Below are 24300 nucleotides of genomic sequence, written 5' to 3' on the forward strand. Positions count from 1 at the left end.
ACGCGCCCATGCCCGAACCGTCTCCCGCCACTCCCACGGCATCATTGGCAGGCATGCAGGCCGCGTTCGACGCGCTGCTGACGCCCACCGGGTTCCAACGCACGCGCAAGATGCTGTGGGTGCAGCGCCATGCGCATACCGCCAGCTTCGTGTTCCTGCAGCGCGAAGGCGCCGGCCGGGCAAGCATCGACACCTCGCTGGCGCTACGTCTGCAGGCCGGTGTCCGCGTGCTCGACAGCGACTTTCCGGCGCTGGCCCTGAACGGGCCGGACAGCCAGGACGCGTTGCTGGCACTGCGTGAGTCGCGCTTCCACCTGCGCTTCAACCTGGCATCGGGGCATGGCCGTGAGCGCTGCCTGGCCGATCTTGAGCGCTACACCGCCGACGTGCTGCTTCCGTGGTTCGCGCGTTTCGCCGCACCGGAGGCATTGCTGGCGGCACCGTCGTTCATGCCGGCCGCCGGCCTGCAACGCGATGCCGCGTTGAGCGATGACGACAAGGCCTGCCTGCAACATGCCCTGCAGCACGGCGCCGACCCGGCGCGGCTGGCCGCATCGTTGACGTTGCTGGGCATCAAAACGCGCGCATGACCTCGGGCTCTGCCCGGCTGCGTTTCTGTAAGTGCACGCGCTGCTGATCCAAGCCGCGTAGCGCCGGGCTCTGCCCGGCTGCCTTTCGGCAAGCGCGCGTGCTGCTGAAAGAAGCCGGGTAAAACCCGGCTCTACGATGCTGCTTCGCGCGCTGCTGATACCAGCCGGGCAGAGCCCGGCTCTACGATGTTGCCTCGCGTGCTACTGAAACAAGCCGGGCAGAGCCCGGCTCTACGGTGCTGCCTCGCGCGCTGCTGATACCAGCCGGGCAAAGCCCGGCTCTACGGGTGACGCGTGTAATCCACGAAGTCGAACGCGGTCGAATGCCGTGCGTCGGCCGGGTGGTGCTCGCGTGCCACTTCCACCCACAGCGCCGGGTCGACCGGCGGGAAGTGGGTGTCGGCGGCCACCGTGGTGTCCACCCAGGTCAGGTGCAGGTCGGTGGCCTGGGCCATCGTCAGGCGATACACCTCGCCCCCGCCGATCACGCACAGTTCGTCCGCACCGCTGGCCGCGGCGAAGGCCAGCGCGTCGTCCACCGAGGCCACCGCCTGCATGCCCTCGAACGGCACCTCGCCGCTGCGGGTGAGCACCAGGTTGGACCGGCCCGGCAGCGCGCGGCCCAGCGACTGCGCGGTCTTGCGCCCCATCAGGATCGGCTTGCCCAGGGTCAACGCCTTGAAATGCTTGAGGTCGTCGGGCAGCTGCCAGGGCAGGTCGTTGTCGCGACCGATGCCACGGTTGCGGTCCAGCGCCACGATCATCGACAGCTTCATGGCGACGAACCTCCCCTCTTCAGTTGATCGCACGCATCCATGGCCACGCGGAACCTGGCCAGCGCCTTCAGCCACGCTGGATCGGCATGCATAGCCTGGTCAAGGGCGTCGCTGAGTTTTTTCAGGTGGGCAAGCTGCGCGTCCTGCAGGCCCGGCGCGGACATCACCGCTGCGTTGAGCGTGCCATGGTCTTCCTTGCCGCGACGATCCAGAAAGGCCTGCAGCTGCGCTGCCGAATAGGCATCGGCCAGCTGTTGCTCAATGGATCGCTCGTACACCGGGTCGGTGAAGCCGCTCCGGAAGTAACGCGCGTTCCAGGCGCCAAGGTCGTTGCTTGCCTCGAGCATCTCCGCCTTGCACGCGGCCGGCACGTCGCCTTGCGTCTGGCTCTGACGGGCAGTATCGCCCAGGAAGGCCGCCATTTTCTCTTCCTGCTGCTGCACGATCTGCGCGTTGACCTGGGCGGCCAGCGCGGTGCGCTCGGCTGTCGCGGCCTGCAACGTAAGCGGCAGGAAGACCAGGGCCGTCACCCAGAATGCGGCGCCGGTCGTCAGCCTCATACCGCCACCGGCGCCTTGATCGCCGGGTGCGGATCGTAACCGTCGATGCGGATGTCATCGAACTGGAAGCCGAACAGGTCGGTGACCGCCGGGTTCAACCACAGCTGCGGCAGCGCGCGCGGCGCGCGCGACAGCTGCTCGCGCGCCTGCTCGACGTGGTTGGAATACAGGTGCGCGTCGCCCAGGGTATGCACGAAGTCGCCCACCCCCAGCCCGGTGGCCTGCGCCACCATGTGGGTGAGCAGCGCGTAGCTGGCAATGTTGAACGGCACGCCCAGGAAAATGTCGCCGCTGCGCTGGTACAGCTGGCAGCTGAGCTTGCCGTCCACCACGTAGAACTGGAACAGGTTGTGGCACGGCATCAACGCCATCTGCGACAGCTCGCCCACGTTCCAGGCGCTGACCACCAGCCGCCGCGAATCAGGGTTGCGCTTGATCTCCTCCACCAGCCACTGCATCTGGTCGATGCTGCCGCCATCGGCGGTGGCCCAGCTGCGCCACTGCTTGCCGTAGATCGGGCCCAGGTCGCCGTTGGCATCGGCCCACTCGTCCCAGATGCGCACCTGGTTGTCGGTGAGGTAGCCGATGTTGGTGTCGCCCTTCAGGAACCACAGCAGCTCATGGATGATCGACCGCAGGTGCAGCTTCTTGGTGGTGACCAGCGGGAAGCCGTCGCCCAGGTTGAAGCGCATCTGCCAGCCGAACACGCTGCGCGTGCCGGTGCCGGTGCGGTCGGACTTCTCGGTGCCGTTCTCCAGCACGTGCTGCAGCAGGTCCAGGTACGGCTTCATGCCTTGGCCCCCGCAGTCTGCACCGGCAACTGCGGCTGCAGCACCGGGGCGCGGCGCGACAACGCCAGCAGGACCAGGCCGAAGGCGATCAGCGGCACGCACAGGATCTGGCCCTTGGTCAGCCAGCCGAAGGCGACGTACACGCCGTTGTCGGGCATGCGCACGAACTCCACTGCGAAGCGGAAGATGCCGTACAGCAGCGCGAACAGGCCGGCGATGACGTAGCGGTGGCGCGGCGTGGCCGACACCGCCCACAGCACCAGGAACATCACCAGGCCTTCCAGCAGCGCTTCATACAGCTGCGAGGGATGGCGGGCGTATGGGTTGAGCGCGCCGGTGGCGAACTGCGCCTTCAACGTGGCCAGGTCCAGCCCGTTCAACGGCGCCGGCAGGCCACTGGGAAACACCACGCCCCAGTTGCCGCCGGTGTACTTGCCCCACAGCTCGGCACCGATGAAGTTGCCGACACGGCCGAAGCCCAGGCCCAACGGAACCAGCGGGGCCACGAAATCCAGGGTATCGAACAGGTGCAGGCGGTGCTTGCGCGACCACCACCACGCGGCGAACAGCACGCCCAGCAGGCCGCCGTGGAAACTCATGCCGCCGTCCCACACCTTGAACAGCAGCAGCGGGTTGTGCAGGAAATCGCCCAGCGCATAGAACAGCATGTAGCCCACGCGCCCGCCCACCACCACGCCAAGCATGGCGTAGAACAGCAGGTCGGAGAAACCGTCGGCATTCACCCCCGGCAGGCGCCCGGCCGCGATCCGCTTGCGCCCCAGCCACCAGGCGGCGGTGAAGCCGAGCAGGTACATGATGCCGTACCAATGCACTTTGACCGGCCCAAGCGAGATGGCGATGGGGTCGATGTCGTGGAAATAGATCATGAAGGACGCCTTGCAGGGATGCAGATATTCTAGCGCCGCCCGGGAGCGGCCTCGCGGCGGCCCCGATCGCGCGATTGCCGGGCTTCAGCCCAGAATCTGCGGCGTGTTCGGCAGGCCGTCATCCTGTGACCCCGGAACCGGCGGATAGTGCCCGGCCAGCAGGTCCGATACCTCCTCGATGGCCAGCAGTACCGCGTCCTGCAACGCACCGTCGCGCAGGCGCTGCTGCATGTGGGCGCAGATGGCCGCCCATTGCGCCTCGCCCACCTTGCCGCGCAGGCCGCGGTCGGCGACCAGCTCGATGGCGTGGTCGGCCAGCAGCAGGTACACCAGCACGCCGTTGTTGTGTTCGGTATCCCACGTGCGCAGCTGCGCGAAGGCATGCTCGGCGCGCTGGCGGGGGCTGACCCGCTGCCACAGTGCCAGCAGTGGCAGGTCCGCTTCCACCGCAAACATCACCTGGCCACCGTGCCGGCGCTCGCCCGCGGTGATCGCGTCGGTGATCGCCTGCAGGCGTCCGGGCGGGAACGCGCGCCGCACCGAAGGGGAAAACACGTGCCGAAGCCAGCGCATCACCAGCCTCCCGAGGCGCCACCGCCCCCTGAACGTCCACCGCCGCCGCCCCAGCCGCCGCCACCGCCGCCGAAGCCACCGCCGCCGCCCCAACCACCGCCGCCACTGCCCCAGCCTCCACCACCGCCCCAGCCGCCATTGCGCGCGAACGCGCCGGCCCGGCCCGAGGACAGGCCGACGAACAGGCCGATCAGGCCGGCCAAACCACTGGCCAGCCACAACGAGGTGAACAGGAAGGCGACCACCGCCGCGCCGCCGCCGCCCAGCAGCGCGCGCACCGGGCGCGGCAGCCAGCCGAGGATGGCGCGCAGGAAGCTGCCGACGAAGAAGCCGATCACCAGCGCGAAGGTCCAGCCGCCGCCATCGGGGTTGGGGCTGGCGCGGTGGGTGCTGACCGGCGCCGGCAGTGCCTCGCCGTCGATCAGTTTGACCAGCGCGGCGCTGGCATCGGCCAGGCCGCCGGCGTAGTCGTTGGCGCGGAAGCGCGGGGCCAGGTACTCCTGGATGACGCGGTTGGCGATGGCGTCGGGGATCGCCCCTTCCAGCCCGTAACCGGGTTCGATGCGAACCCGGCGGTCGTCCTTGGCCACCACCAGCAGCACGCCGTCGTCCACGCCCTTGCGGCCGATCTGCCACTGCTCGAACACCCGCTGGGTGTACTGCTCGATCGACTCGGGCGCGGTGCTGGGCACCATCAGGATCTGCAACTGGCTGCCCTTGCGCTGCTGCAGGGCCAAGGCCTGTGCCTGCAGCGCCTGGACCTGGGCGGCGTCCAGGGTGCCGGTGGTATCGACCACCGGCGAGGACAGCGGCGGGATCACCGCGTCGGCCTGGGCAACCGCCGGCCCGGCCAGGCAAAACCCGGCCAGCACCAGGCCGCGCAGCAGGCGAAGGAGGTTCATCGGGTTACTGCGCCGGGGCCTGCTGCGGCTGCGGCGCGGGGGCCGGGGCCGGGGCCTGCGAACCGAACTTGACCGCCGGCGGCTGGGAGATCTGCGCTTCGTTGTCCACGGTGAAGTTCGGCTTGACCTGGTAGCCGAACAACTTGGCGGTGATCAACTGCGGGAACTGGCGCAGGAAGGTGTTGTAGTCCTGCACCATCTGGATGTAGCGGCCACGCGCCACGGTGATGCGGTTCTCGGTGCCTTCCAGCTGCGCCTGCAGGTCGCGGAAGCCCTGGTCGGACTTGAGGTTCGGGTAGTTTTCGGTGACCACCAGCAGCCGCGACAGCGCGCCGCTCAGTTCGCCCTGGGCCTGCTGGAACTGCTTCAGCGAGTCCGCATCGTCGGCGTTGACGTTGATCTGGCCCACCCGCGAACGCGCGTTGGTCACGTCGGTGAGCACCTGGCGTTCCTGGTTGGCATAGCCTTCCACGGTCTGCACCAGGTTGGGAATCAGGTCGGCGCGGCGCTTGTACTGGTTGAGCACTTCGGCCCAACCGGCCTTGACCTGCTCATCCTTCTGCTGGATGGCGTTGTAGCCGCAACCGGACAACAGGGCGGCCAGCACGGCCAACAGCAACAGGCGGGAGAACGATCGCATGGCCGGCTCCGGATCTCGATGAACGGGACCCGGAGCATGCCACGTTTGCGGTAAAGCCGATGTGGGTAACGGCGGTTGGTCGGTACCCACGGGTTGCCGACCCGGGTCGGCACCCACGGAACACCGACCAACGGTCGGTATCTACCAGTTGCCGGCGCCCGGCACGTTATGGGCCACGGCACGGCGGCGCATCAGCAGGTTCAGCCATTCGACCAGCACCGAGAAGCCCATCGCCGCGTAGATGTAGGGCTTGGGCACGTGCACGCCCAGACCGTCCAGGATCAGCACCGCACCGATCAGCAGGATGAAGGCCAGGGCCAGCATCTTCACGGTCGGGTTGGCGTCGATGAAGCGGCCCAGCGGGTTGGCCGCCAGCAGCATGACCGCCACCGACAGCAGGATCGCGGCCACCATCACCGGCACGTGGTCGGCGATGCCGACGGCGGTGATCACCGAGTCCAGCGAGAACACGATGTCGATCACCGCGATCTGCGCGATGACCATGCCGAACACGGCCGAGGCCTTGGTGGTGGTGGGGTCTTCGTCTTCGCCGCCGGTGATCAGCTCGCGGATTTCCATGCCGCCCTTGATGATCAGGAACAGGCCGCCGAGGATCAGCACCAGGTCGCGGATGGAGATGCCGATACCGGCCACGGTGAACAGGTTGGCTTCCATGTGCGCCAGGTAGGCCAGCGACACCAGCAGCAGGATGCGGGTGATGCAGGCCACCGCGATGCCGAGCTTGCGCGCGAACGGACGGCGCGACTCGGGCAGCTTGCTCACGGCGATGGAGATGAAGACCAGGTTGTCGATGCCGAGCACGATTTCCAGGGCGCTCAGCGTGAACAGGGTCAACCAGACGTTGGGGTCGGACAGCAACTCAAGAAACATGGACATGGATCCTTACAAGGGGGAATGCGCCGTGGGGGCAGCTCAGAAGAAGCGGGGCAGCAGGACCAGGCCCCAGCACAGCAGTACGTTCATCATCAGCACGAACACGGCCGCCGAGCCCATGTCCTTGGCGCGCCCGGCCAGTTCGTGGAATTCGGCGCCGTAGCGTTCGATCACCGCTTCGATGGCCGAGTTGGCCAGTTCCATGGACAGCACCAGCAGCATCGAGCCGATCATCAGCGCGCGCTCCACCGGGGTCTGGCCCAGCCACAGGGCCAGCGGGGCCAGCACCACCAGCAGGTAGACCTCCAGGCGGAACGAGGACTCGTGCAGCCAGGCGGCCCGCAGACCCTGCCAGGACCACACCGCCGCCTTGAAGATGCGCCGGGGGCCGCGCGGCATGTGCCCGATTTCGTCAGCCACGGGGGCACGCTCCATCACGCAGGGCGGGCCGGGACACGGGGAACAGCGCGCAGCAAGGGGTCATGGGCAGGGCTGAATGGGCAGGCAATCCGTCATTTTGCCACAAGCCTGTCGCACCTTCGTCGGAGGCGGCCGGGGCCGGGGCGTGCTAGTGACGGGCCCGGCGCCGGCAACGCGTGGCGCACAGCCCCGCCACGGCGGGTAAAGCGGTGCCGGTCACCAGCTTCTATGATGGGGTTTCAACCGAACCGGGCGCTCGATGGGGCGCCATGCCGAGGAGTCTGCCGATGCGTTACCGCTGCACCCGCCCCCTGTTGCTCGCCCTGGCGCTTGGCGCCGCCCTGCCCGCGTTTGCCCTGTCCCCGGCCAAGCCGCCGCAGGTGCCGACGCAGGTGTCCAACGTGGCCTGGGCCCAGGACATGGCCGCTTTCGCCAAGGCAGACGCCACCACCCCGCCGCCGCGCGGGGGCATCGAGTTCATCGGCAGCAGTTCGATCCGGATGTGGGGCACCCTGGCGGCGGACTTCCCGGGCCAGCCGGTGTTCAACCGCGGCTTCGGCGGTTCGGAAGTGCGCGACAGCACGTGGTACGCCGGGCAGGTGGTGGTGCCGTACGCGCCGTGCAAGGTGTTCTTCTACGCCGGCGACAACGACCTCAACAGCGGCCGCAGCGCGGTGCAGGTGCGCGACGATGTGCTGGCGTTCGTGCAGCGGGTACACCGCGATCTGCCGAAGACGACGGTGGAGTACATCTCGATCAAGCCGAGCCCGTCGCGGGCGAACCTGTTGCCGGCGATCATCGAGGCCAACGCGATGATCAAGGCGGCGCTGGCCAAGCTGCCGAACACGGGCTACACCGACATCTACACGCCGATGCTGGGCAGGGATGGGCAGCCGCGCGCGGCGTTGTTCCGCGAGGACATGCTGCACATGACGTCGGACGGGTATGCGATCTGGCGGGCGGCGTTGGCGCCGAAGGTGTCGTGCGATTGAAGCAACGGCTGAGGCCGGGTTGCTGAGGGTTGGCCGGGGTGGGTGAGGTGGCGGGACACGCCGTAAATCCATCCTTGGAGGCTCGTGGGCGCCATCCATGGCGCCCAACGGTCCCGCCACCTCACCCACCCCGACCCTCGACAGTAGGTCGGCGCGTTTGGGAAAAGAGGAAGAGCGTGCCGACCAACGGTCGGCACCTACCACGGCGGGTGTGCGTTGTCGGAGGCAATCCGCGAACGCGTTTGCTGGGAACCATCCGGAAACACACCCGGTAGAGCGGACCGTTGGTCCGCTGCCTGGATCGGTAGAGCGGACCGTTGGTCCGCTGGCCGCGCGCGGCGCGGCAATGATCAACACGCGAAAAAGACACCCTCTGAACAACACCGGTAGAGCCGAGCCATGCTCGGCTGCTCCTGCCCTCCCCACCCGGCCCGACCCACACGCAGAAAAACAGAACCAGCAGCCGTTGCCCTGAAACTCCCTACCGGTACAAAACAGCCGCCTGTGTGCCCTGCCCCAACTCGCTGTCCAGTCGCACTTCCCAACCAAACCGGTCGCACAACCGCCGCACGATCGACAATCCCAGCCCCGTGCCCTGCGGCCGCGTCGGCTCGGCCCGGTAGAACGGCTCGAACGCCCGTCCCAACGCCTCGACCGACATCCCGATCCCGGTGTCGCGCACCACCACGCGATCGTCCAGCACATCCACATCGATGCGCCCCTCGTCGGTGTAACTGCAGGCGTTGCGCAACAGGTTGCTCACCACCACCTGCAGCACCCGCGGCGGTGCGTGCAGCTGCACCGGGCCTGCGCTGTGCAGGTAAATCTCCACCGGCCGACCCGCCATCAGCTCGCGCGCGTTGTCCACCTCGTATCGCACGATCTCGTTGACGTCGAACAGTTCCACCTGCGGCTCCACGTCCGCCTCGCGGGCCAGGATCAGGAAGGCGTCGATCACCGCCTCCATGTCGCGGCCTGCCCGCTGGATGCGGTTGAGTCCGCGGCGCAGGCGCGGCGTCAGCTCCTGGTCGCCCAGGGCGATATCGCTGGCGACCCGGATCACGGTCAACGGCGTGCGCAGCTCATGGCTCGCATCCCGGGTGAAGTTGCGCTCGCGTGCCACATGCGCGGTGACCCGCGTGGCCAGCGAATGCAGCGCCGCCGCCAGCTGGCGCGTTTCGCCCTGCATGTCCGCGGGCAACTTGTCCGGTGCCAGATCCGCCGCTTCCGGATGCCCGGGGTCCCAGCGCGACACCCGCCGCGCCAGCCAATTCACCGGCGACACCAGCCGCTTGGACGCCCGATAGGTCACCCACGAGGCGCCATACACTGCCAGCAACGTCAGCAGCACCGGCACGATGCCGAACCAGAACGCCAGCATCTCCGCGCGCGAGCGCAGGAACACCAGGTACAGGCGCCCTTCCGGGCGCGCGTCCACCAGCACCAGCTGGTCATCGGCCTTCAGTTCGTGGAAGCCCGGCGGCAGCGCGCGCAGGTTGGCCGGCAGGCTCAACGGCGAACGCCCGGTTTCCAGCAGGTAGCCGCGGATGTTCTGCGTGTTCGGCGGCGGCTGCATCGACGAGGCGTCGTAGAGCTGCCAGTAGTACGCCGCCTCCTCCTTGAGCGCGCTGCTGACCAGGCTGTGCTTGATCACCAGCGACACCAGCCATGCGCCCAGCAGGATGCCCAGGCTGGCCAGCACGGCTTGAAGAATGAAGACGATGCGTATCTTGCGCGGCAGACCGTGCGGCATTACGGGGTCCAGGGCGGTTCGCCGCGATTATAGGGAAGCGCGCCGTGATTCCGTCGTGCAAGAAACGACAACGACCCGCAAACACGCGGGTCGTTGTCTCGATCGGGGCCGTTCACGGCCCCTCCGGTCATGCGCCAGCCACTGCGATGTGCATCAGCTCATCGGCTGGGCGATGTCGGCGATGCGGTAACCCGCGCTCTGCACGGTGTGCAGCAGCGGGCGGTCGAACGGCTTGTCGATGATCTTGCGCAGGTTGTACAGATGGCTGCGCAGGGTGTCCGAGTCCGGCAGGCCATTGCCCCAGATCTCGCGCTCGATTTCCTGGCGGGTCACCACGCGGGGCGATTCGCGCATCAGGATGGTCAACAGGCGCAGACCGATCGGCGACAGCTGCAGTTCGGTGCCCGCGCGGGTGGCCCGCATGCTCACCGGATCCAGCACCAAGTCGGCCACCTTGAGCACTTCCGAGCCCACCTGGCGACGTTCGCGACGGATCAGGGCACGCAGGCGTGCCTCCAGTTCCTGGATCGCGAATGGCTTGGTCAGGTAATCGTCGGCGCCAAAGCCCAGGCCGGTCAGCTTGTCGTCCAGCGTATCGCGCGCGGTCAGCATCAGCACCGGGGTCGACTTGCGGGCGTCGTTGCGCAGCCGGCGGCAGACTTCAATGCCGTCCAGGCGCGGCAGCATCAGGTCCAGCACCACCACGTCATAACTGTTCTCCGCCGCAAGGCGATAGCCGTCCAGCCCGTCCTGGGCATAGTCGACTTCGAACCCGCGGCCTTCCAGATACTCACCGATCATCTCGGAAATATTGCGGTTGTCCTCGACCACCAGCACCAGGCCGGAGGTCTCCTTTGTCTGACGCATGGGATTCCCTCTTTCTTCAGCTTTGTGAAACATGCCGCATCGGCAGTGGAGGCGGTGTGAAGTCGCTCACACCGGAATCGAAATCGTTGTCAGAGCAGGGGTTTGAGGTGCGGCCAGACGTTGTCCAGCACCCGCGGCTGGGCCGCGGCGGTGGGATGCAGGCCGTCGCCCTGCATCAGCCCCGGCTGCAGCGCCACGCCGTCCAGCAGGAATGGCAGCAGCGGCACCTTGTACTGGCTGGCCAGCCCGGCATACACGTCCTTGAGGCGCTGGCGGTAAGCCGGGCCGTAGTTGGGCGGCACATCGATGCCCAGCAGCAGCACCTTCGCGCCAGCCGTCTGGCTGGCCACGATCATCTTCTCCAGGTTGCCGCGCAGCTGCCCCGGGGTGAGCCCGCGCAGCGCGTCGTTGCCCCCCAACTCGATCACCACCACCGCCGGGCGGTGCTTGGCCAGCAGGCCCGGCAGGCGGGTGAGCGCGCCGGCAGTCGTCTCACCGCTGATGCTGGCGTTGATGATCGCCGGGGCCGGCTTCACCTGTTGTTTGACCCGCTGCTGAAGCAGGTTCACCCAGCCCGATTCGGCCGGGATATTGTGGGCAGCACTGAGGCTGTCGCCGACCACCAGCACCGCGTTGGCCGGGGCGGCACCTTTGGCACACGCCAGCAACGGCGCCAGCAGCAATGCTGCCAGCATCCAGACCATCAGGGCCGCGCGGCCCTTCCACATCGCTCGGTACATTGGAGAATCCTCATCGACAGCCTGTCCCCCCGCAGCGCGTCCGTCGCCATCGCCGCCCATGACGTGGGCAAATCCGCGCGTGGCCCGGAGGGTGAAGTCCACATACTGGACAACATTGGCATGACCGTCCATGAAGGCGAGAGCATCGCCATCGTCGGCGCTTCAGGTTCCGGCAAGACCACCCTGCTCGGCCTGCTGGCCGGACTGGACCTGCCCAGCCGCGGGCGGGTCACGCTGGCCGGGTCGGACCTCAATGCCCTGGACGAGGAAGACCGCGCGCAGCTGCGCGCCCGCGAAGTGGGCTTTGTGTTCCAGAGCTTCCACCTGCTGCCGGCGCTGACCGCCGAAGAGAACATCGCGCTGCCGCTGGAGCTGGCCGGCCGCGAAGATCCCACGCGCGTGCGCGAGGTGCTGGCGCAGGTGGGGCTTACGCATCGCGCCCGCCACTACCCGCGCCAGCTGTCCGGCGGCGAACAGCAGCGCGTGGCGCTGGCACGGGCATTCGTGGCCAAGCCGCGCATCCTGTTTGCCGATGAGCCCACCGGCAGCCTGGACCAGGCCACCGGCCAGCAGATCAGCGACCTGCTGTTCGCCCTCAATGCCACCAGCGACACCACGCTGGTGCTGGTCACCCATGACCTGCGCCTGGCCCAGCGCTGCCAGCGCATCTACCGGCTTGATGGCGGCCGCTTGGTGGACAACGCGGCCGGCGTGTCCGCATGAACGTGGTCACGCATGCCGCGCGCGCCCTGCGCCGCGAATTCCTTGCCGGTGACCTGCTCACCGTCTTCGCCGCGCTGGTGCTCGGCGTGGCGGTGATGACCGCGGTGGGCACGCTGGTCAACCGGGTCACACTGGCCCTGACCGGCAGCGCCGCGGAAATGCTGGGCGGCGACCTGGGCCTGAACGCCCGCGACGACATTCCGCAGGCCTTCGCCGATGCCGCGCGCGAACGTGGGTTGGCCAACACCCGCATGGTCAGCTTCCCCACCGTGCTGTTCCATGGCGAGGCCAGCCAGATGGCCAACATCAAGGCGGTCAGCGACGGCTATCCGCTGCGCGGGCAGCTGCTGGTCAGCCGCGGCCTGCGGGGCGGCACCCCTGAACCGGCCGGCGCGCCGCCTGCCGGGCAGGCCTACGCCGATCCGCGGCTGATGCAGGCGCTCGGCCTGACGGTGGGCGACGCGCTGGAGTTCGGCGCGGGCAGCCTCACCGTTACCCGCGTGCTGCAGGCCGAACCGGATACCTCCGGCGAGCTGATGCAGCTCTCTCCGCCGCTGCTGGTCAACCGCGCCGACGTCGACGCGGCCGGCCTGCTCGGCCCCGGCAGCCGCGCCTCGTACCGGATGATGTTTGCCGGCGCACCGGACGCCATCGCCGACTTCCGCGCGTGGCTGGCGCCGCAGGCCAAGGGCTACCGCATCGTCGGCATCGCCGACACCCAGCGCGGCGTGCGCGGTGCGTTCGACCTGGCCGGCCGCTTCCTGTCGTTGGCCGCCCTGCTGGCGGTGCTGCTGGCCGGCGTGGCCACCGCGCTGGCCGCCAACCGGTTCGCACTGCGCCGGATCGACCAGGTGGCCATCCTGCGCTGCCTGGGCGCGCGCCAACGCGACATTCTCAGCGCCATGGCGCTGCAGCTGGTGATGCTGGCGGTGCCGGCGTGCCTGGTGGGTATCGGCCTGGGCATGGCTGCGCAGGCTGGGCTGGTGCAGGCGCTGGGCGGGTTGATTCCCAACCGCTTGCCGCTGCCGCAGGCCACCCCGGCGCTGAGTGGCGCGGGTATCGGCCTGGTGCTGCTGCTGGGCTTCGGCCTGCCGCCGCTGCTGCGGCTGCGCCGGGTGCCGCCGATGCGCGTGCTCAACCGCAGCTTCGCCGCCCTGCCGCCGAGCTCGCTGCTGGTTTACGTGGCCGCGCTGGCCGCCACGGTGGCGCTGACCGTGCAGGCCACCGGCGATGTGAAGCTGGCCGCCTGGGTGCTGGGTGGATTGGCCGCCCTGGCCGCCCTGGCCGGCGCGCTGGGCGCGTTTCTGCTGTGGCTGCTGCGTGGCCTGCAGCCGCGCCTGCGCGGGCGCTGGAAGCTGGGCCTGGCCGCCCTCACCCGCCGCCGTGGTCTGGCGGTGCTGCAGCTGGTGGGGCTGTCGCTGTCGCTGTGCGCGCTGTTGCTGCTGTCGGTGATCGGGCCAGGGCTGCTGGCGCAGTGGCGCGACCGCCTGCCGGTGGACACGCCCAACTACTTCCTGATGAACATCCAGCCCGAGCAGCGCGACGCCGTGCTGACCACCCTGCAGGGGCTGGGCGTGGCCGCGCCGGGGATCGAGCCGTTCAGTACCGGTCGCCTGCTGGCGGTCAACGACCGGCCGCCGCAGCGGCAGGAACGGCAGGACAACAGCAACGACGACGATGATGCCAACCGCCCGGTCAACTTCTCCTGGCGGCATGATTTCCCGCCGGCCAACACGCTGCTGAGTGGTCGCTACTGGGCCGCCGGCAGCACGGCGGCGGAGGCCTCCATCGAACAGGGCTGGGCCGAGCGCTACGGGATGAAGCTGGGCGACACGGTGACGCTGCAGATGGGCGAGCAGCAACGCAGCTTCACCGTAACCAGCATCCGCAAGGCCGACTGGGATTCGTTCCGGGTCAACTTCTTCCTGCTGCTCAACGAAGGTGCGGTGGGCGATGCGCCCTACAACCTGATCACCGCCTTCCACCTGCCACGTGCGCAGGCCACGCAGCTGGCCGCGCTGACCCGCGATTACCCGAACATCTCGCTGCTGGATATCGACGGCATCCTGCAACGGGTGCGCGAGGTGGTGGACCGGGTGACCCAGGCGGTGCAGCTGGTGATGGGCTTCAGTCTGCTGGCCGGGCTGCTGGTGCTGCTGGCGGCGCTGCAGGCCACGGCCGGCGAGCGCCGTTACGACAGCGCGGTGCTGCGCACGCTGGGGGCCACGCGCACCCAGCTGCGCGGGGCGGTGCTGGTGGAATTCGGCGCGCTGGGGCTGTTGTCGGCGCTGCTGGCGGTGGGCGCGGCGGCGCTGCTGGGCAGCGTGGTGGCGCGGCAGGTGTTCGAACTGACCCTGAGCCCGCCGTGGGGACCGCTGCTGGTTGGCGGCGTGATCGGGGTGGGCCTGAGCATGCTGGCCGGCTGGTGGGGCACGCGGCGGATCCTGCACACCCCGCCGGCGCTGGCATTGCGCGAGGTGTGAGGCGGGCGCGGCGCTAAGGCCGCGTCGCGACCGACCGTGGGTCGGTTGGCGTTTGAAGCGCAGCCACGCATGGCGTGGTTCTGCCGGGGTTGGTCGACTGCACTCCAGAAAAAAGAAGCGTCTCCGATCGGGGCGGTCGCGAGCGTGAGGGCCCCGTAGCAGCCGCTAGGCCCCTGGCGCAAATGTCCCCCGGCCGCGGGGCGGCCTCCTCCTTTATTTTGCCCAGGGGCCTACCGGCTGCTACGGGGCTCGGCTTGCGGAAGAACCAAGCAGAATTCTCTGGCGCCGTCGGTGGGTCGGGCGCTGGGCTGCCATGCCCTTGGAGGCGAAATAAAGGAGGAGGTGGCGGCCGCAGGCCGACGCCGGGGGACATTCGCCGGAAAGGGCATGGCAGCCCAGCGCCCGACCCGCCGCCGGCTGCGCCGGGAAAGCGCCAATGCACGTTTCTGCCTGCCCCTCAGATGGGCGAAGAACCTCTTTTGGCTAAGCGGGTGGACGAACTCAGCGGGCGGCGTCGGCCGGTGCCTTTTCCACCCATTGCTTGAACACCGCGTCGATCTGCGCGTCCTTCACTTTCTTGCCGTCCTGCAGATCCTGGGCCTGGGTGAACAGCGGAATGATCATCGCCATCCCGTCCAGCTTCGTTTTCAGGTGCACGCCCGGCGCCTGCCCCAGGAACCCGTCCCAACGCTGGCGCACCTTGGCCCAGTAGCCGGCGGTGGCGGTCCAGTAGTCGTAGGCCGGTTTGAAGTCGACCTCGGTGGTTTTGGTGTAGTCGTTGAAGCCGAACTCGCGCGCGATCTCCTGCTGGCTGCCGTCGGCGTTGCGCAGGACCTTGGTGTTGAACTGCTCGTGCGTCCATCCGTTCGGCGTCAGCGTGTGCCGGTTGACCACCGCCAGCGCGTTGTAGTCGCTGCGCCGGGTGTACTCACGGCGCGGCAGCGGGCGCCAGCTCAGGTCGCTGGTCCACGTCGCCACGCCGTTGTCGTAGACCCAGGTACCCGTGCCGCAGTAGCGCGGCGCATCGCTCACTTCGTACACGCACTGGGTCCAGGCACCGGCGTTGACCGCGGCCGGGATGGTGCGCACCTGCCAGGTCTGGTCGGCACTGAACTCGAACCGGTGCGGTGCTTCGTACACCCAATCCTGCCGCCAGTGCTTGGTCACATGGCCGCTCTTGGGATCCACCAGCAGGTGCTGCAGGACCACCCGCGTCGGGCTGTCCTCCACCACGATCACCACCTCGTTGCCGCCGCTGCGCACGGCCGGCGCGCGCTCGTAACCCGGCTTCAACAGCACCGTCTCGTCGAAGGCGAAATCGACTACGTATTCGCCCTTCATCGCCACGATGCTGTCGTGGTCGCGCTGCAGGTTCGAGGGCTGGGCGTGGGCCATACCACTGCCGGCAAGCAGCAGGCACGCACTGGCTATCTGGTGTTTCATCCAAGGAGTTCCTTCAAGGTTGGCTTGCATCGCATCGTGTTGGTTACAGCCGCACCAGCGGCGGCGCACTGCGGTCCAGTGGCGCCGGCGCCTGGCGCGCCGCCGTGGCGCAGCAGCAGTCGTCGACCCACAGCTCACCGTCTGCGCCTTCCACCCGTGCAATCCGCCGCGCGGCCGTCGCGCCCAGTGCCGACAGCGAGGCCAGGCTGGCCGACAGCCCCTGGCCGTCGTTGGCATGCAGGCGCAGCGCGCACATCCGCCATGGCTCGCCGCCCAGGCGCGTGGCCAGCCGGCGCCACAGGCGCTCGGCCACGCCGCCATCGTTGACCGGCTCCGGGCGCGCCGGGAAGGCCGTCACCAGCCGGTCCCAGGCCAGGAAATCGCTGTCGGGCAGCAGGTACAGGCGCCAGCAGCAGCGTCCGCGCGCATCGGCGAAGCACAGGCTCTCGCGGATGCCCTCGCTGTCCATGCCCTGGCAGGCATGGGCCGACACCGCGTGCTTCCAGCCGCCCAGCTCGCTGCTGTCGGGCCGGTACAGGCACAGCACGGTGCCCAACGCCGCCAGCTGCGTTGGCGATGGCAACGGTGCCGTACTGCGTGCACCGGCGAACGTACGTACGGCAGACAGGGCTCGGCTCATGGCGGCTACCAGCTCACGGCTAGGCTGGCCGACACGGTGCGGCCAGGGTTGGTGAAACGATCGGCCACGCTGCTGGTGGACACCAGCGACGAGGTGATCCCGGAATAGTCGATGTAGCGGCGGTCGCCAAGGTTGAACACCCCGACGTTGATCTTCGCGCCCGGCGCGAAGTCCCAGTGCGCCATCAGGTCCAGCACGCCGTAGCCGGCCGGGGCGAACGGCGTGGTGTTGGCCACGGCGGCCGGCGGCAGGCGGTCCTTGCGCCGGGCGAAGGTGCCCACCAGTTCCACGCCCCAGCGGTCGCGGTCGAAGGCCAGGCCCACAGTGCCGCGCAACGGGTCGATGGTCGACAACGGCACGTCTTCGGTCTTGTTCTGGCCGTGTGCCCACGCCACCGAGCCGTTCAACGACCAGCCGTCCAGCGCGCTGCTGAGCTGGCCGAACTCGACCCCGGCCTTCAGCTCGGCGCCGTAGATGTCCGCGTCGGCCACGTTGCGCGACTGGAACACCTGCAGGCCCTGGTTGTTGAACCCGACAAAACCCTGCGACTCGATGAAATCCTTGTAGCGGTTGTAGTAGCCGCTGACGCTGGCATACGCGGCCGCGCCGATGAAGCGCACGCCCAGTTCCAGGCCATCGCTGGTTTCCGGCTTGAGGTCCGGGTTGGGAATGGCGGTGTAGCCGAACTGCACGTTGGTGAAGCCCAGGTTGACGTCATTGAACGGCGGCGAGCGGAAGCCATGTGCGTACCCGGCAAACAGCGACCACTGGTCGGCAAAGCGCCAGACCAGGCCCAGTTTCGGCGACACACTGGTCTTGGTCAGGTCCGACACGGCCACGCCGGGGTTGTCGGTGCTGAAGATGCCATCGGCTTCCGGGCGCAGTTCGTAATGGTCCACGCGCACGCCGGGCACCAGCGACAGGCGTCCGTCGGCGAAGCGCATTTCATCCTGCACGTACAGGCCCAGCTCGGTGGTCTTGCTGATCGGGAAGTCGCGCACCGGGAAGGTGTCGGGCAGGATCGTGGTGTTCACCACGCCCTTGGCGTTGACCTGGAAGCCGTCGCGCTTCTGGTGGGTCTCCGTCCAGGTGCCTTCCAGCCCGTAGGTCAGTGCATGCTCGACCGACCCGGTCTGCAGGCCCTTGTGGAACACCGCCTGCAGGCCGTACACGCGCTGGTCGAAATTGAATTCGCGCTCGCGGCGGCTGGCGTTGTCGCCGCTACCCCGGTTTTCATAGGTGCGCTGGGTGGTTTCGCTGTCCTGCCGGTACACCTGCCAGGACAGGTCATCGGCGAAGCCCTTGGCCAGGTTGTCCATCTCGTGGCCGAACGACACGCGGGCCCGGGTCTGGTGGTCGCGCGCCTTCATCGCGGTGGTGGTTGCGGCGGCGATCACCGGCGCAGGGGGCGCCACCGACGACAACACGTTGGTGTCCACGCTGTCTTCGTTGCCTTCCACGGTCAGCTTGAAGCGCTGGTCTTGGCTGGGCGCAAACACCAGCTTGCCCAGCACGCTGCGACCGTCGCGGTCCTGCGGGTTGGCCGCGGTGCGGGTGCTGTCATTGCTGCGCCGGTCGCCCATGCTCTGGGTTTCCTGGCCCTGGCGGTGGTTGACGTTGACCATGCCGCTCCAGCGGTCGCCGCCGAAGGCGGTGGTGACGCTGCCCAGCAGCCCGTCCCACTGCCCGTCGTAGCCAAACTTCAGGCCGACGTAGCTGTTTTTGCCGTCCTTCAGATAATCGGCCGGGTCCTTGGTGAAGAAGGCGACCACGCCGCCCAGGGCGTCCGACCCGTACAGCGCGCTGGCGGGCCCGCGCACGATTTCCACGCGCTTGAGCGTTTCCAGATCGGTGAAGTTGCGGTTGGCATCGGAGAAGCTGCCGATCGCGAAGGCCTTGGGCATGGCAATGCCGTCGGTCTGGATCAGCACGCGGTTGCCGTCCAGGCCACGGATGCGGATGCCGCCCAGGCCGAACCGCGCCGGGCTGCTGGTCACCGACAGGCCCGGTTCGTAGCGCACCAGGTCTTTCAGGTCGCGCACCAGGTGGTTGTCCAGCTGCTCGCGGTCGATCACATCGACAGTGGCTGGCACGTCGCTCAGCGCGCGTGCGGTGCGCGTGGCGGTGACCTGCACGGGATCGAACTGGCGCGCATCGGGTGCAGCATCAGCATCGGCAGCCGCATGCGCGGCCATCGGCAAGGCCAGCCACAAGGCGGCGCTCAGGGCAGTCGGACGGTTCTTCATGGAGGGCGGGCGATTGGCGTGACGCGGAAGGAGACCCCCGACCGACGCCAGCGACCCAAGCCGCTGACGAAGAATCGAGGGGGAGAGAGCGGTGGTGCACGGCGTGCCCGCCGGGTCCGGGGGGAGGTGCGGACCCGATGGGGCATGCGCGGGCGGGTAGCGGTGCAGCTGGGCTGCCTGGCGGTAGACAGCCGACCAACGGTCGGCTCTACCCGGCTCTATTTGGTCAGGATCAGCTTGTCGTTGCTGGTATGGCGCAGGCGGTAGAAGCGGTCGCCGTGCTGGATCAGGATTTCGCGGCGTCCCTTGAGCAGGGCTTCGCTGTCGATCACTTCTTCGGGCGGGACCACGCGCACCGGACGGTCGCGGAGGGTCAGCGTTTCGGGGCGCAGCAGTACAGCAGCTTGAGTGTTCATTCGTCTGGACTCGTGCGAGGGGCGAGTCAAATGATAATGATTCTCAGTTGACAATCAACAACCATTCTCACTTTGATTGATGGCATTGATGATTGATTTGCTCTTTTCGATTGATCGCATCAATCGAAAGGTGGGCTCGGACCGCCCGGTAGAGCCGAGCGTTGCTCGGCTGGGCCACCGGGATGTCCGGGTTGATCGGCCAATCCAGCCGGGCAGAGCCCGGCTCTACGGGGATCCTGATGCAAGCCGGGCAGAGCCCGGCTCTACGGGGATCCTGATGCAAGCCGGGCAGAGCCCGGCTCTACGGGGGCTGGTTTCAGCCGGGCAGAGCCCGGCACTACGCGGGGCGCGCCGGGACGCGCGTCAGGCGAAGATCGCCTCTACCTGCTGCCAGGTGGCCTCGTCCACCTGCGCCAGCAGGTCCAGCGCGCCCAGGTTCTCTTCCAGCTGGCTGACCCGGCTGGCGCCGAGGATCACGCTGGAGACGTTCGGGTTGCGCAGGCACCAGGCAATGGCCAGCTGCGCCGGCGACAGGCCGAGGCCGTCGGCCAGCGCGGTGTAGCGGCGGACCTTGTCCAGCCGGTTGCCGGCCGGGTCCAGCACCATGTCCTTGAGCCAGCCCATCTGTTCCTGGCCCAGCCGCGACTGCGCGTCCACGCCGTCGTTGTACTTGCCGGTCAGCAGGCCCGAGGCCAGCGGCGACCAGATCGTGGTGCCCAGGCCCGGGTCGGCGTACAGCGGCGCGTACTCCTGTTCCACGCGCTCGCGGTGCAGCAGGTTGTACTGCGGCTGCTCCATCGAAGGCAGGTGCAGGTTCTGCGCGCGCGCCACGGCCACGGCCTCCTGCAGCTGGGCCGCCGACCACTCCGAGGTGCCCCAGTACAGCACCTTGCCCTGGCGGATCAGGGTGTCCATGGCCAGCACGGTCTCGGCAATGGGGGTGTCCGGGTCCGGGCGGTGGCAGTAATACAGGTCCAGGTAGTCCACCCGCAGCCGCTTGAGCGCGGCGTGGCAGGCGTCGGTCACGTGCTTGCGCGACAGCCCGTGCTGGGTCGGGCGCGGGTCGTCCACGGCGCCGAAGAACACCTTGCTGGACACGCAGAAGCCGTCGCGCGGCAGGCGCAGGTCGGCGATCACATCGCCCATCACCTGTTCGGCCCGGCCGCGCGCATAGCCCTCGGCATTGTCGAAGAAGGTGATGCCGTGGTCCCAGGCGCTGGCGACCAGATTGCGGGCCTCGTCGCGGCCGATCTGGTCGCCAAAGGTGACCCAGGCCCCGAAGGACAGGGCCGACACCTTCAGGCCGGTGGATCCAAGACGTCGGTATTGCATGGGATTGTCCTCTGCTGCAGGCCCGCAACCGGGCCGGAACGGTGCCGGCCAGTGTAGCCGCCCGCCGCCCGCAAACCCTTGCCGATGCTTGCCCGATCACGGCCGATCGACCCGCAGACGCCGCTTTTCCTTGCCCCGCCCCTGCCACCGCTATAGGCTTCCCGTTTTTCGCGGCACCCCCAAGGGAAGTCTCATGGTCGAAGGTTTGGGCAGGATTGGCTTCGGCCTGTTCGGGTTGGCGGTGCTGATCGGCATCGCGTGGCTGTTCTCGAACAACAAGCGCGCTGTGGACTGGCGTCTGGTGGTAACCGGCATCGCGCTGCAGATCGCCTTTGCGGCGGTGGTGCTGCTGGTGCCCGGTGGCCGCGACGTGTTCGATGCGCTGGGCAAGGGCTTCGTCAAGATCCTGAGCTTCGTCAACGAAGGCTCCAAGTTCATCTTCGGCAGCCTGATGAATACCGAGCAGTTCGGTTTCATCTTCGCCTTCCAGGTGCTGCCGACGATCATCTTCTTCTCGGCGCTGATGGGGGTCATGTACCACCTCAACGTGATGCAGGCGATCGTGCGCGGCATGGCCTGGGCCATCACCAAGATCATGCGCGTGTCCGGTGCCGAAACCACCAGCGTCTGCGCCAGCGTCTTCATCGGCCAGACCGAGGCGCCGCTGACGGTGCGCCCGTACATCGCCAAGATGACCCAGTCCGAACTGATCACGATGATGATCGGCGGCATGGCGCACATCGCCGGCGGCGTGCTGGCGGCCTACGTGGGCATGCTGGGCGGCAACGATCCGGTGCAGCAGGCCTTCTACGCCAAGCACCTGCTGGCGGCCAGCATCATGGCGGCCCCGGCAACCCTGGTGGTGGCCAAGCTGCTGGTGCCCGAAACCGGCACCCCGCTGACCCGCGGCACGGTCAAGATGGAAGTGGAGAAGACCTCCAGCAACATCATCGACGCCGCCGCGGCCGGTGCCGGCGACGGCCTCAAGCTGGCGCTGAACATCGGTGCGATGCTGTTGGCCTTCATCGCCCTGATCGCCCTGCTCAACGCTCCGCTGACCTGGCTGGGCGAGATCAGCGGCCTGCAGGCCATGATCGGCCGTCCGACCGACCTGTCGACGATCTTCGGCTATGTGCTGGCCCCGATCGCCTGGGTCATCGGTACCCCCTGGGCCGATGCCACCACGGTAGGCTCGCTGATCGGCCAGAAGGTGGTCATCAATGAGTTCGTGGCGTACTCGGAGCTGTCCAAGATCGTCAACGGCCAGGTCCCGGGCATGAGCCTGTCGTCCGAAGGCCGCCTGATCGCCACCTACGCGCTGTGCGGTTTTGCCAACTTCAGCTCCATCGCCATCCAGATCGGTGGTATTGGTGGACTGGCCCCGGAACGCCGCCACGACCTGGCCAAGTTCGGCCTGCGTGCGGTGCTGGGCGGCACCATCGCCACCTTCATGACGGCGACCATTGCCGGCGTGCTGACGCATTTCAGCTGATATCCGTTCTTTGAGAAACAGTCTTTATGAGTAGCAATGTCGTCGTCGTCGGTTCCTTCAACGTGGATCATGTCTGGCGTTGCGAGTCGCTCCCGGCTCCGGGCGCGACCATCGCCGGGCGCTACAGCACCGGCCCCGGCGGCAAGGGCTTCAACCAGGCCGTGGCCGCGTGCCGCGCTGGCGCCGCCACCACCTTCCTGTGCGCGCTGGGCGACGATGCCGGCGGTGCGATGGCACGTGGCCTGGCCGCGCAGGACGGCTTCGCGCTGACCGCCGAGGCCAGCACCGAGCCGACCGGCACCGGTGGCATCTACGTGGATGCCCGCGGCCGCAACACCATCGTGATCGGCCCGGGCGCCAATGCCGCGCTGAGCGTGGACTTCGTGCAGGCCCAGCGCGACCTGCTGGGCGGCGCCAAGGTGGTACTGGCCCAGCTGGAATCGCCGGTGGAAACCATTGAAGCGGCGCTGGCGCTGGCCCGTGAGGCCGGTGTCACCACCGTGCTCAACGCGGCCCCGGCCGACGCCCCGTCCAGCATCGGCCTGCTCAAGCTGGCCGACGTGCTGACCCCCAACGAGACCGAGTTCGCCGCCCTGCTCGGCCGCCATGTGGGCGAGCGTGTGGATGCCAACGACGTGGCCGCGCTCGACGGTGCCAGCCTGCATGCGCTGTGCCGCAAGCTCACCGGCACCGGCACCGTGGTGGTGACGCTGGGTTCGGTGGGCGTGTTCGTGTCCCACGCCGAAGACAATCCGCGCGGCGATACCCAGCCGTACTACCGGGTGGGCGCCGAGCAGGTGCAGGTACTGGACACCACCGGTGCCGGCGATGCCTTCAACGGCGCCCTGTGCGCCTCGATCGCGCAGGACCCGGACGCGGCCTTCATCCGCCACGTGCGTTTTGCCAACCAGTTCGCCGGCCGCTCCACCGAGAAGGAAGGCGCCGCCGTGGCGATGCCGCACTTCACCCCGGGTGATGCCGAAAGCAAGTAAGCGTCACGGGCGCGTAATACCAAGGCCAGCGTTCGCGCTGGCCTTTTTTTTAAGCCTGCGTTGACCCTTTGCAGGCGCGGTTGTTGGTGGGTCGGTCGCTGGGCCCCCGATGCCCTTTCCGGCGACGCCCCCGGCGTCGGCCTGCGGCCGCCCCCTCCTCCTTTATTTCGCCTCCAAGGGCATCGGGGCCCAGCGACCGACCCGCCAACGGCCACCAAAAGAGCACGGCTTCTCGCTTGCACCGCAAGCCGAGCCCCGTAGCCGCCGGTAGGCTCCTGGGCAAAATAAAGGAGGAGGCCGCCCCGCGGCCGGGGGACATTTGCACCAGGGGCCTACCGGCGACTACGGGGCCCTCACGCTCGCGACCGGCCTGATCGGAGACGCCCGCCGAACCAAACGGCGCCTGCACACACGGCCATACGCGAGAGGCGGCAGGTACTCATCGTGGAGCGGTGAATGCACGATGCCTACCGCAAAACTGGGGCCCGCGTGATCCACAGCGCCAGCGCCCCAAGCAACAGTCCGGCAAGTACGTCCAGCAGATCGTGCTGCCAGGTGGTCGCGGTCGAGACCAGGATCAGGCCACAGGCGCCGTGCCACAGCCAACGCAGGGGCGCCGCGTCTGCCTGCAACCAGCGCCGCCATGCCTGCCATACCAGCACCCCGACCGCCGCATGCAGCGACGGCGCCATGTTGAACGGCGCCTCGAAGGCCCGGAGTTGTGCGAACAACAGCCCGCTCGCGCCATCCGGCTGTGGCACTACACGGACATTGCCGGTCGGCCAGCACACGAACGCGAGCATGCAGGCGGCCTGCACCAGGGCGATGGCCAGCGCATGGCGGCGCAGGGCCGATCGGGTCGGGAAGATGAAGAACGTCAGCGGGTACAGCAGATTCAGCGCCAGGTAGGGCCAGATCGTCCACGCCCAGAACGGGATCGCATCATCCCAGCGCCCGTGCAGGCTGTAGGTATGGGGCTGGCTGGCGGCCCATTGGTTGGTCCAGCTGTAGCCATGGATGAACATCGCGCCGAGCAGCAGCATCCACAGCATCGCCTCGCGCCAGGGCGGCTGGGGGACCGGAGCGGTGGCAACAGGCGGTAGGGGCACGCGCGCACCGTAGCAGAACGTGGCCTGCCTGTTTGCCGC

24 protein-coding genes are annotated in these 24300 nt (G+C 68.2%); 6 read left to right on the forward strand and 18 right to left on the reverse strand.

Annotated features, from left to right (window positions below; genetic code table 11):
• Positions 1 to 8: 8 nt before the first annotated feature.
• On the forward strand, positions 9 to 590 hold the full coding sequence (locus AC6CHL_RS17055) for a hypothetical protein (protein ID WP_498295460.1): 582 nt from the start codon (positions 9 to 11) through the stop codon (positions 588 to 590).
• Positions 591 to 871: 281 nt separating this feature from the next.
• On the opposite strand, the gene AC6CHL_RS17060 is transcribed toward AC6CHL_RS17055, so the two are convergent.
• From AC6CHL_RS17060 to AC6CHL_RS17100, 9 genes are all read right to left on the reverse strand, one after another.
• Positions 872 to 1366 carry a dihydrofolate reductase gene (locus AC6CHL_RS17060; RefSeq protein WP_498295461.1) on the reverse strand — a complete coding sequence of 165 codons (495 nt, stop codon included), beginning with the start codon at positions 1364 to 1366 and terminating at the stop codon, positions 872 to 874.
• On the reverse strand, positions 1363 to 1926 hold the full coding sequence (locus AC6CHL_RS17065) for a hypothetical protein (protein ID WP_498295463.1): 564 nt from the start codon (positions 1924 to 1926) through the stop codon (positions 1363 to 1365). The genes AC6CHL_RS17060 and AC6CHL_RS17065 overlap by 4 nt, the downstream gene beginning before the upstream one ends.
• Entirely contained in the window at positions 1923 to 2717 is a 795-nt protein-coding gene (locus tag AC6CHL_RS17070; RefSeq protein WP_498295465.1) for a thymidylate synthase, read from the reverse strand. The genes AC6CHL_RS17065 and AC6CHL_RS17070 overlap by 4 nt, the downstream gene beginning before the upstream one ends.
• Positions 2714 to 3604: a prolipoprotein diacylglyceryl transferase gene (gene lgt / locus AC6CHL_RS17075; RefSeq protein WP_463600405.1), complete on the reverse strand. Its 891-nt coding sequence runs from the start codon at positions 3602 to 3604 to the stop codon at positions 2714 to 2716. The genes AC6CHL_RS17070 and lgt overlap by 4 nt, the downstream gene beginning before the upstream one ends.
• An 84-nt stretch (positions 3605 to 3688) precedes the next feature.
• Complete coding sequence (locus AC6CHL_RS17080) at positions 3689 to 4177, reverse strand: TPM domain-containing protein (RefSeq protein ID WP_038690433.1); 489 nt, start codon at positions 4175 to 4177, stop codon at positions 3689 to 3691.
• Positions 4177 to 5079: a TPM domain-containing protein gene (locus AC6CHL_RS17085; RefSeq protein ID WP_498295467.1), complete on the reverse strand. Its 903-nt coding sequence runs from the start codon at positions 5077 to 5079 to the stop codon at positions 4177 to 4179. Before AC6CHL_RS17085 ends, AC6CHL_RS17080 begins: the two co-directional genes overlap by 1 nt.
• A gap of 4 nt (positions 5080 to 5083) precedes the next feature.
• The gene (locus tag AC6CHL_RS17090) at positions 5084 to 5719 is read right to left on the reverse strand and encodes a LemA family protein (RefSeq protein WP_448133052.1); all 636 of its coding nucleotides are present in this window, start codon (positions 5717 to 5719) and stop codon (positions 5084 to 5086) included.
• A 141-nt stretch (positions 5720 to 5860) separates the two neighbouring features.
• The gene (locus tag AC6CHL_RS17095) at positions 5861 to 6610 is read right to left on the reverse strand and encodes a TerC family protein (RefSeq protein ID WP_038692483.1); all 750 of its coding nucleotides are present in this window, start codon (positions 6608 to 6610) and stop codon (positions 5861 to 5863) included.
• A 42-nt stretch (positions 6611 to 6652) separates the two neighbouring features.
• Positions 6653 to 7033, reverse strand: a complete 381-nt coding sequence (locus tag AC6CHL_RS17100; RefSeq protein WP_038692485.1) for a diacylglycerol kinase — start codon at positions 7031 to 7033, stop codon at positions 6653 to 6655.
• A 287-nt stretch (positions 7034 to 7320) separates the two neighbouring features.
• Between AC6CHL_RS17100 and AC6CHL_RS17105 the strand changes: the two genes are divergently transcribed.
• Positions 7321 to 8025 carry an SGNH/GDSL hydrolase family protein gene (locus AC6CHL_RS17105; protein ID WP_498295468.1) on the forward strand — a complete coding sequence of 235 codons (705 nt, stop codon included), beginning with the start codon at positions 7321 to 7323 and terminating at the stop codon, positions 8023 to 8025.
• 481 nt (positions 8026 to 8506) lie between these two features.
• Here the strand turns inward: AC6CHL_RS17105 and AC6CHL_RS17110 are convergent, their stop codons facing one another.
• The 3 genes from AC6CHL_RS17110 to AC6CHL_RS17120 all read right to left on the reverse strand — a co-directional run bounded on the left by AC6CHL_RS17110 (position 8507) and on the right by AC6CHL_RS17120 (position 11385).
• A complete protein-coding gene (locus tag AC6CHL_RS17110; protein ID WP_498295470.1) occupies positions 8507 to 9778 on the reverse strand; it encodes a sensor histidine kinase in 1272 nt (423 codons plus the stop codon).
• Between the two features lie 153 nt (positions 9779 to 9931).
• A complete protein-coding gene (locus tag AC6CHL_RS17115; protein ID WP_019182442.1) occupies positions 9932 to 10645 on the reverse strand; it encodes a response regulator transcription factor in 714 nt (237 codons plus the stop codon).
• An 89-nt stretch (positions 10646 to 10734) separates the two neighbouring features.
• Positions 10735 to 11385 carry an arylesterase gene (locus AC6CHL_RS17120; protein WP_498295472.1) on the reverse strand — a complete coding sequence of 217 codons (651 nt, stop codon included), beginning with the start codon at positions 11383 to 11385 and terminating at the stop codon, positions 10735 to 10737.
• A 120-nt stretch (positions 11386 to 11505) separates the two neighbouring features.
• On the opposite strand from AC6CHL_RS17120, the gene AC6CHL_RS17125 reads away from it, so the two are divergent.
• Together AC6CHL_RS17125 and AC6CHL_RS17130 are read left to right on the forward strand one after the other, a co-directional pair.
• Positions 11506 to 12108, forward strand: a complete 603-nt coding sequence (locus AC6CHL_RS17125; RefSeq protein ID WP_038690444.1) for an ABC transporter ATP-binding protein — start codon at positions 11506 to 11508, stop codon at positions 12106 to 12108.
• Entirely contained in the window at positions 12105 to 14591 is a 2487-nt protein-coding gene (locus AC6CHL_RS17130; RefSeq protein WP_498295474.1) for an ABC transporter permease, read from the forward strand. Before AC6CHL_RS17125 ends, AC6CHL_RS17130 begins: the two co-directional genes overlap by 4 nt.
• Before the next feature lie 501 nt (positions 14592 to 15092).
• Here the strand turns inward: AC6CHL_RS17130 and AC6CHL_RS17135 are convergent.
• The 5 genes from AC6CHL_RS17135 to AC6CHL_RS17155 all read right to left on the reverse strand — a co-directional run bounded on the left by AC6CHL_RS17135 (position 15093) and on the right by AC6CHL_RS17155 (position 20668).
• Positions 15093 to 16034 (reverse strand): DUF6607 family protein, encoded by a 942-nt coding sequence (locus AC6CHL_RS17135; RefSeq protein WP_498295476.1) that lies wholly within the window; start codon positions 16032 to 16034, stop codon positions 15093 to 15095.
• A gap of 43 nt (positions 16035 to 16077) precedes the next feature.
• Positions 16078 to 16674 (reverse strand): Hemin transport protein, encoded by a 597-nt coding sequence (locus AC6CHL_RS17140; RefSeq protein WP_498295478.1) that lies wholly within the window; start codon positions 16672 to 16674, stop codon positions 16078 to 16080.
• Between the two features lie 5 nt (positions 16675 to 16679).
• Positions 16680 to 18920: a TonB-dependent hemoglobin/transferrin/lactoferrin family receptor gene (locus AC6CHL_RS17145; protein WP_498295480.1), complete on the reverse strand. Its 2241-nt coding sequence runs from the start codon at positions 18918 to 18920 to the stop codon at positions 16680 to 16682.
• A 218-nt stretch (positions 18921 to 19138) separates the two neighbouring features.
• Positions 19139 to 19336, reverse strand: a complete 198-nt coding sequence (hemP, locus tag AC6CHL_RS17150; protein ID WP_019182448.1) for a hemin uptake protein HemP — start codon at positions 19334 to 19336, stop codon at positions 19139 to 19141.
• Between the two features lie 363 nt (positions 19337 to 19699).
• Positions 19700 to 20668: a potassium channel beta subunit family protein gene (locus tag AC6CHL_RS17155; RefSeq protein ID WP_038690452.1), complete on the reverse strand. Its 969-nt coding sequence runs from the start codon at positions 20666 to 20668 to the stop codon at positions 19700 to 19702.
• Between the two features lie 193 nt (positions 20669 to 20861).
• On the opposite strand from AC6CHL_RS17155, the gene AC6CHL_RS17160 reads away from it, so the two are divergent.
• Both AC6CHL_RS17160 and AC6CHL_RS17165 read left to right on the forward strand, forming a co-directional pair.
• Positions 20862 to 22160 (forward strand): NupC/NupG family nucleoside CNT transporter, encoded by a 1299-nt coding sequence (locus AC6CHL_RS17160; RefSeq protein WP_038690453.1) that lies wholly within the window; start codon positions 20862 to 20864, stop codon positions 22158 to 22160.
• A gap of 26 nt (positions 22161 to 22186) precedes the next feature.
• Positions 22187 to 23152, forward strand: a complete 966-nt coding sequence (locus tag AC6CHL_RS17165; protein ID WP_137191019.1) for a ribokinase — start codon at positions 22187 to 22189, stop codon at positions 23150 to 23152.
• Between the two features lie 467 nt (positions 23153 to 23619).
• Here the strand turns inward: AC6CHL_RS17165 and AC6CHL_RS17170 are convergent, their stop codons facing one another.
• Entirely contained in the window at positions 23620 to 24204 is a 585-nt protein-coding gene (locus AC6CHL_RS17170; protein WP_498295483.1) for a phosphatase PAP2 family protein, read from the reverse strand.
• Between the last annotated feature and the right edge of the window lie 96 nt (positions 24205 to 24300).

The organism is Stenotrophomonas sp. GQ19 (assembly GCF_059758695.1).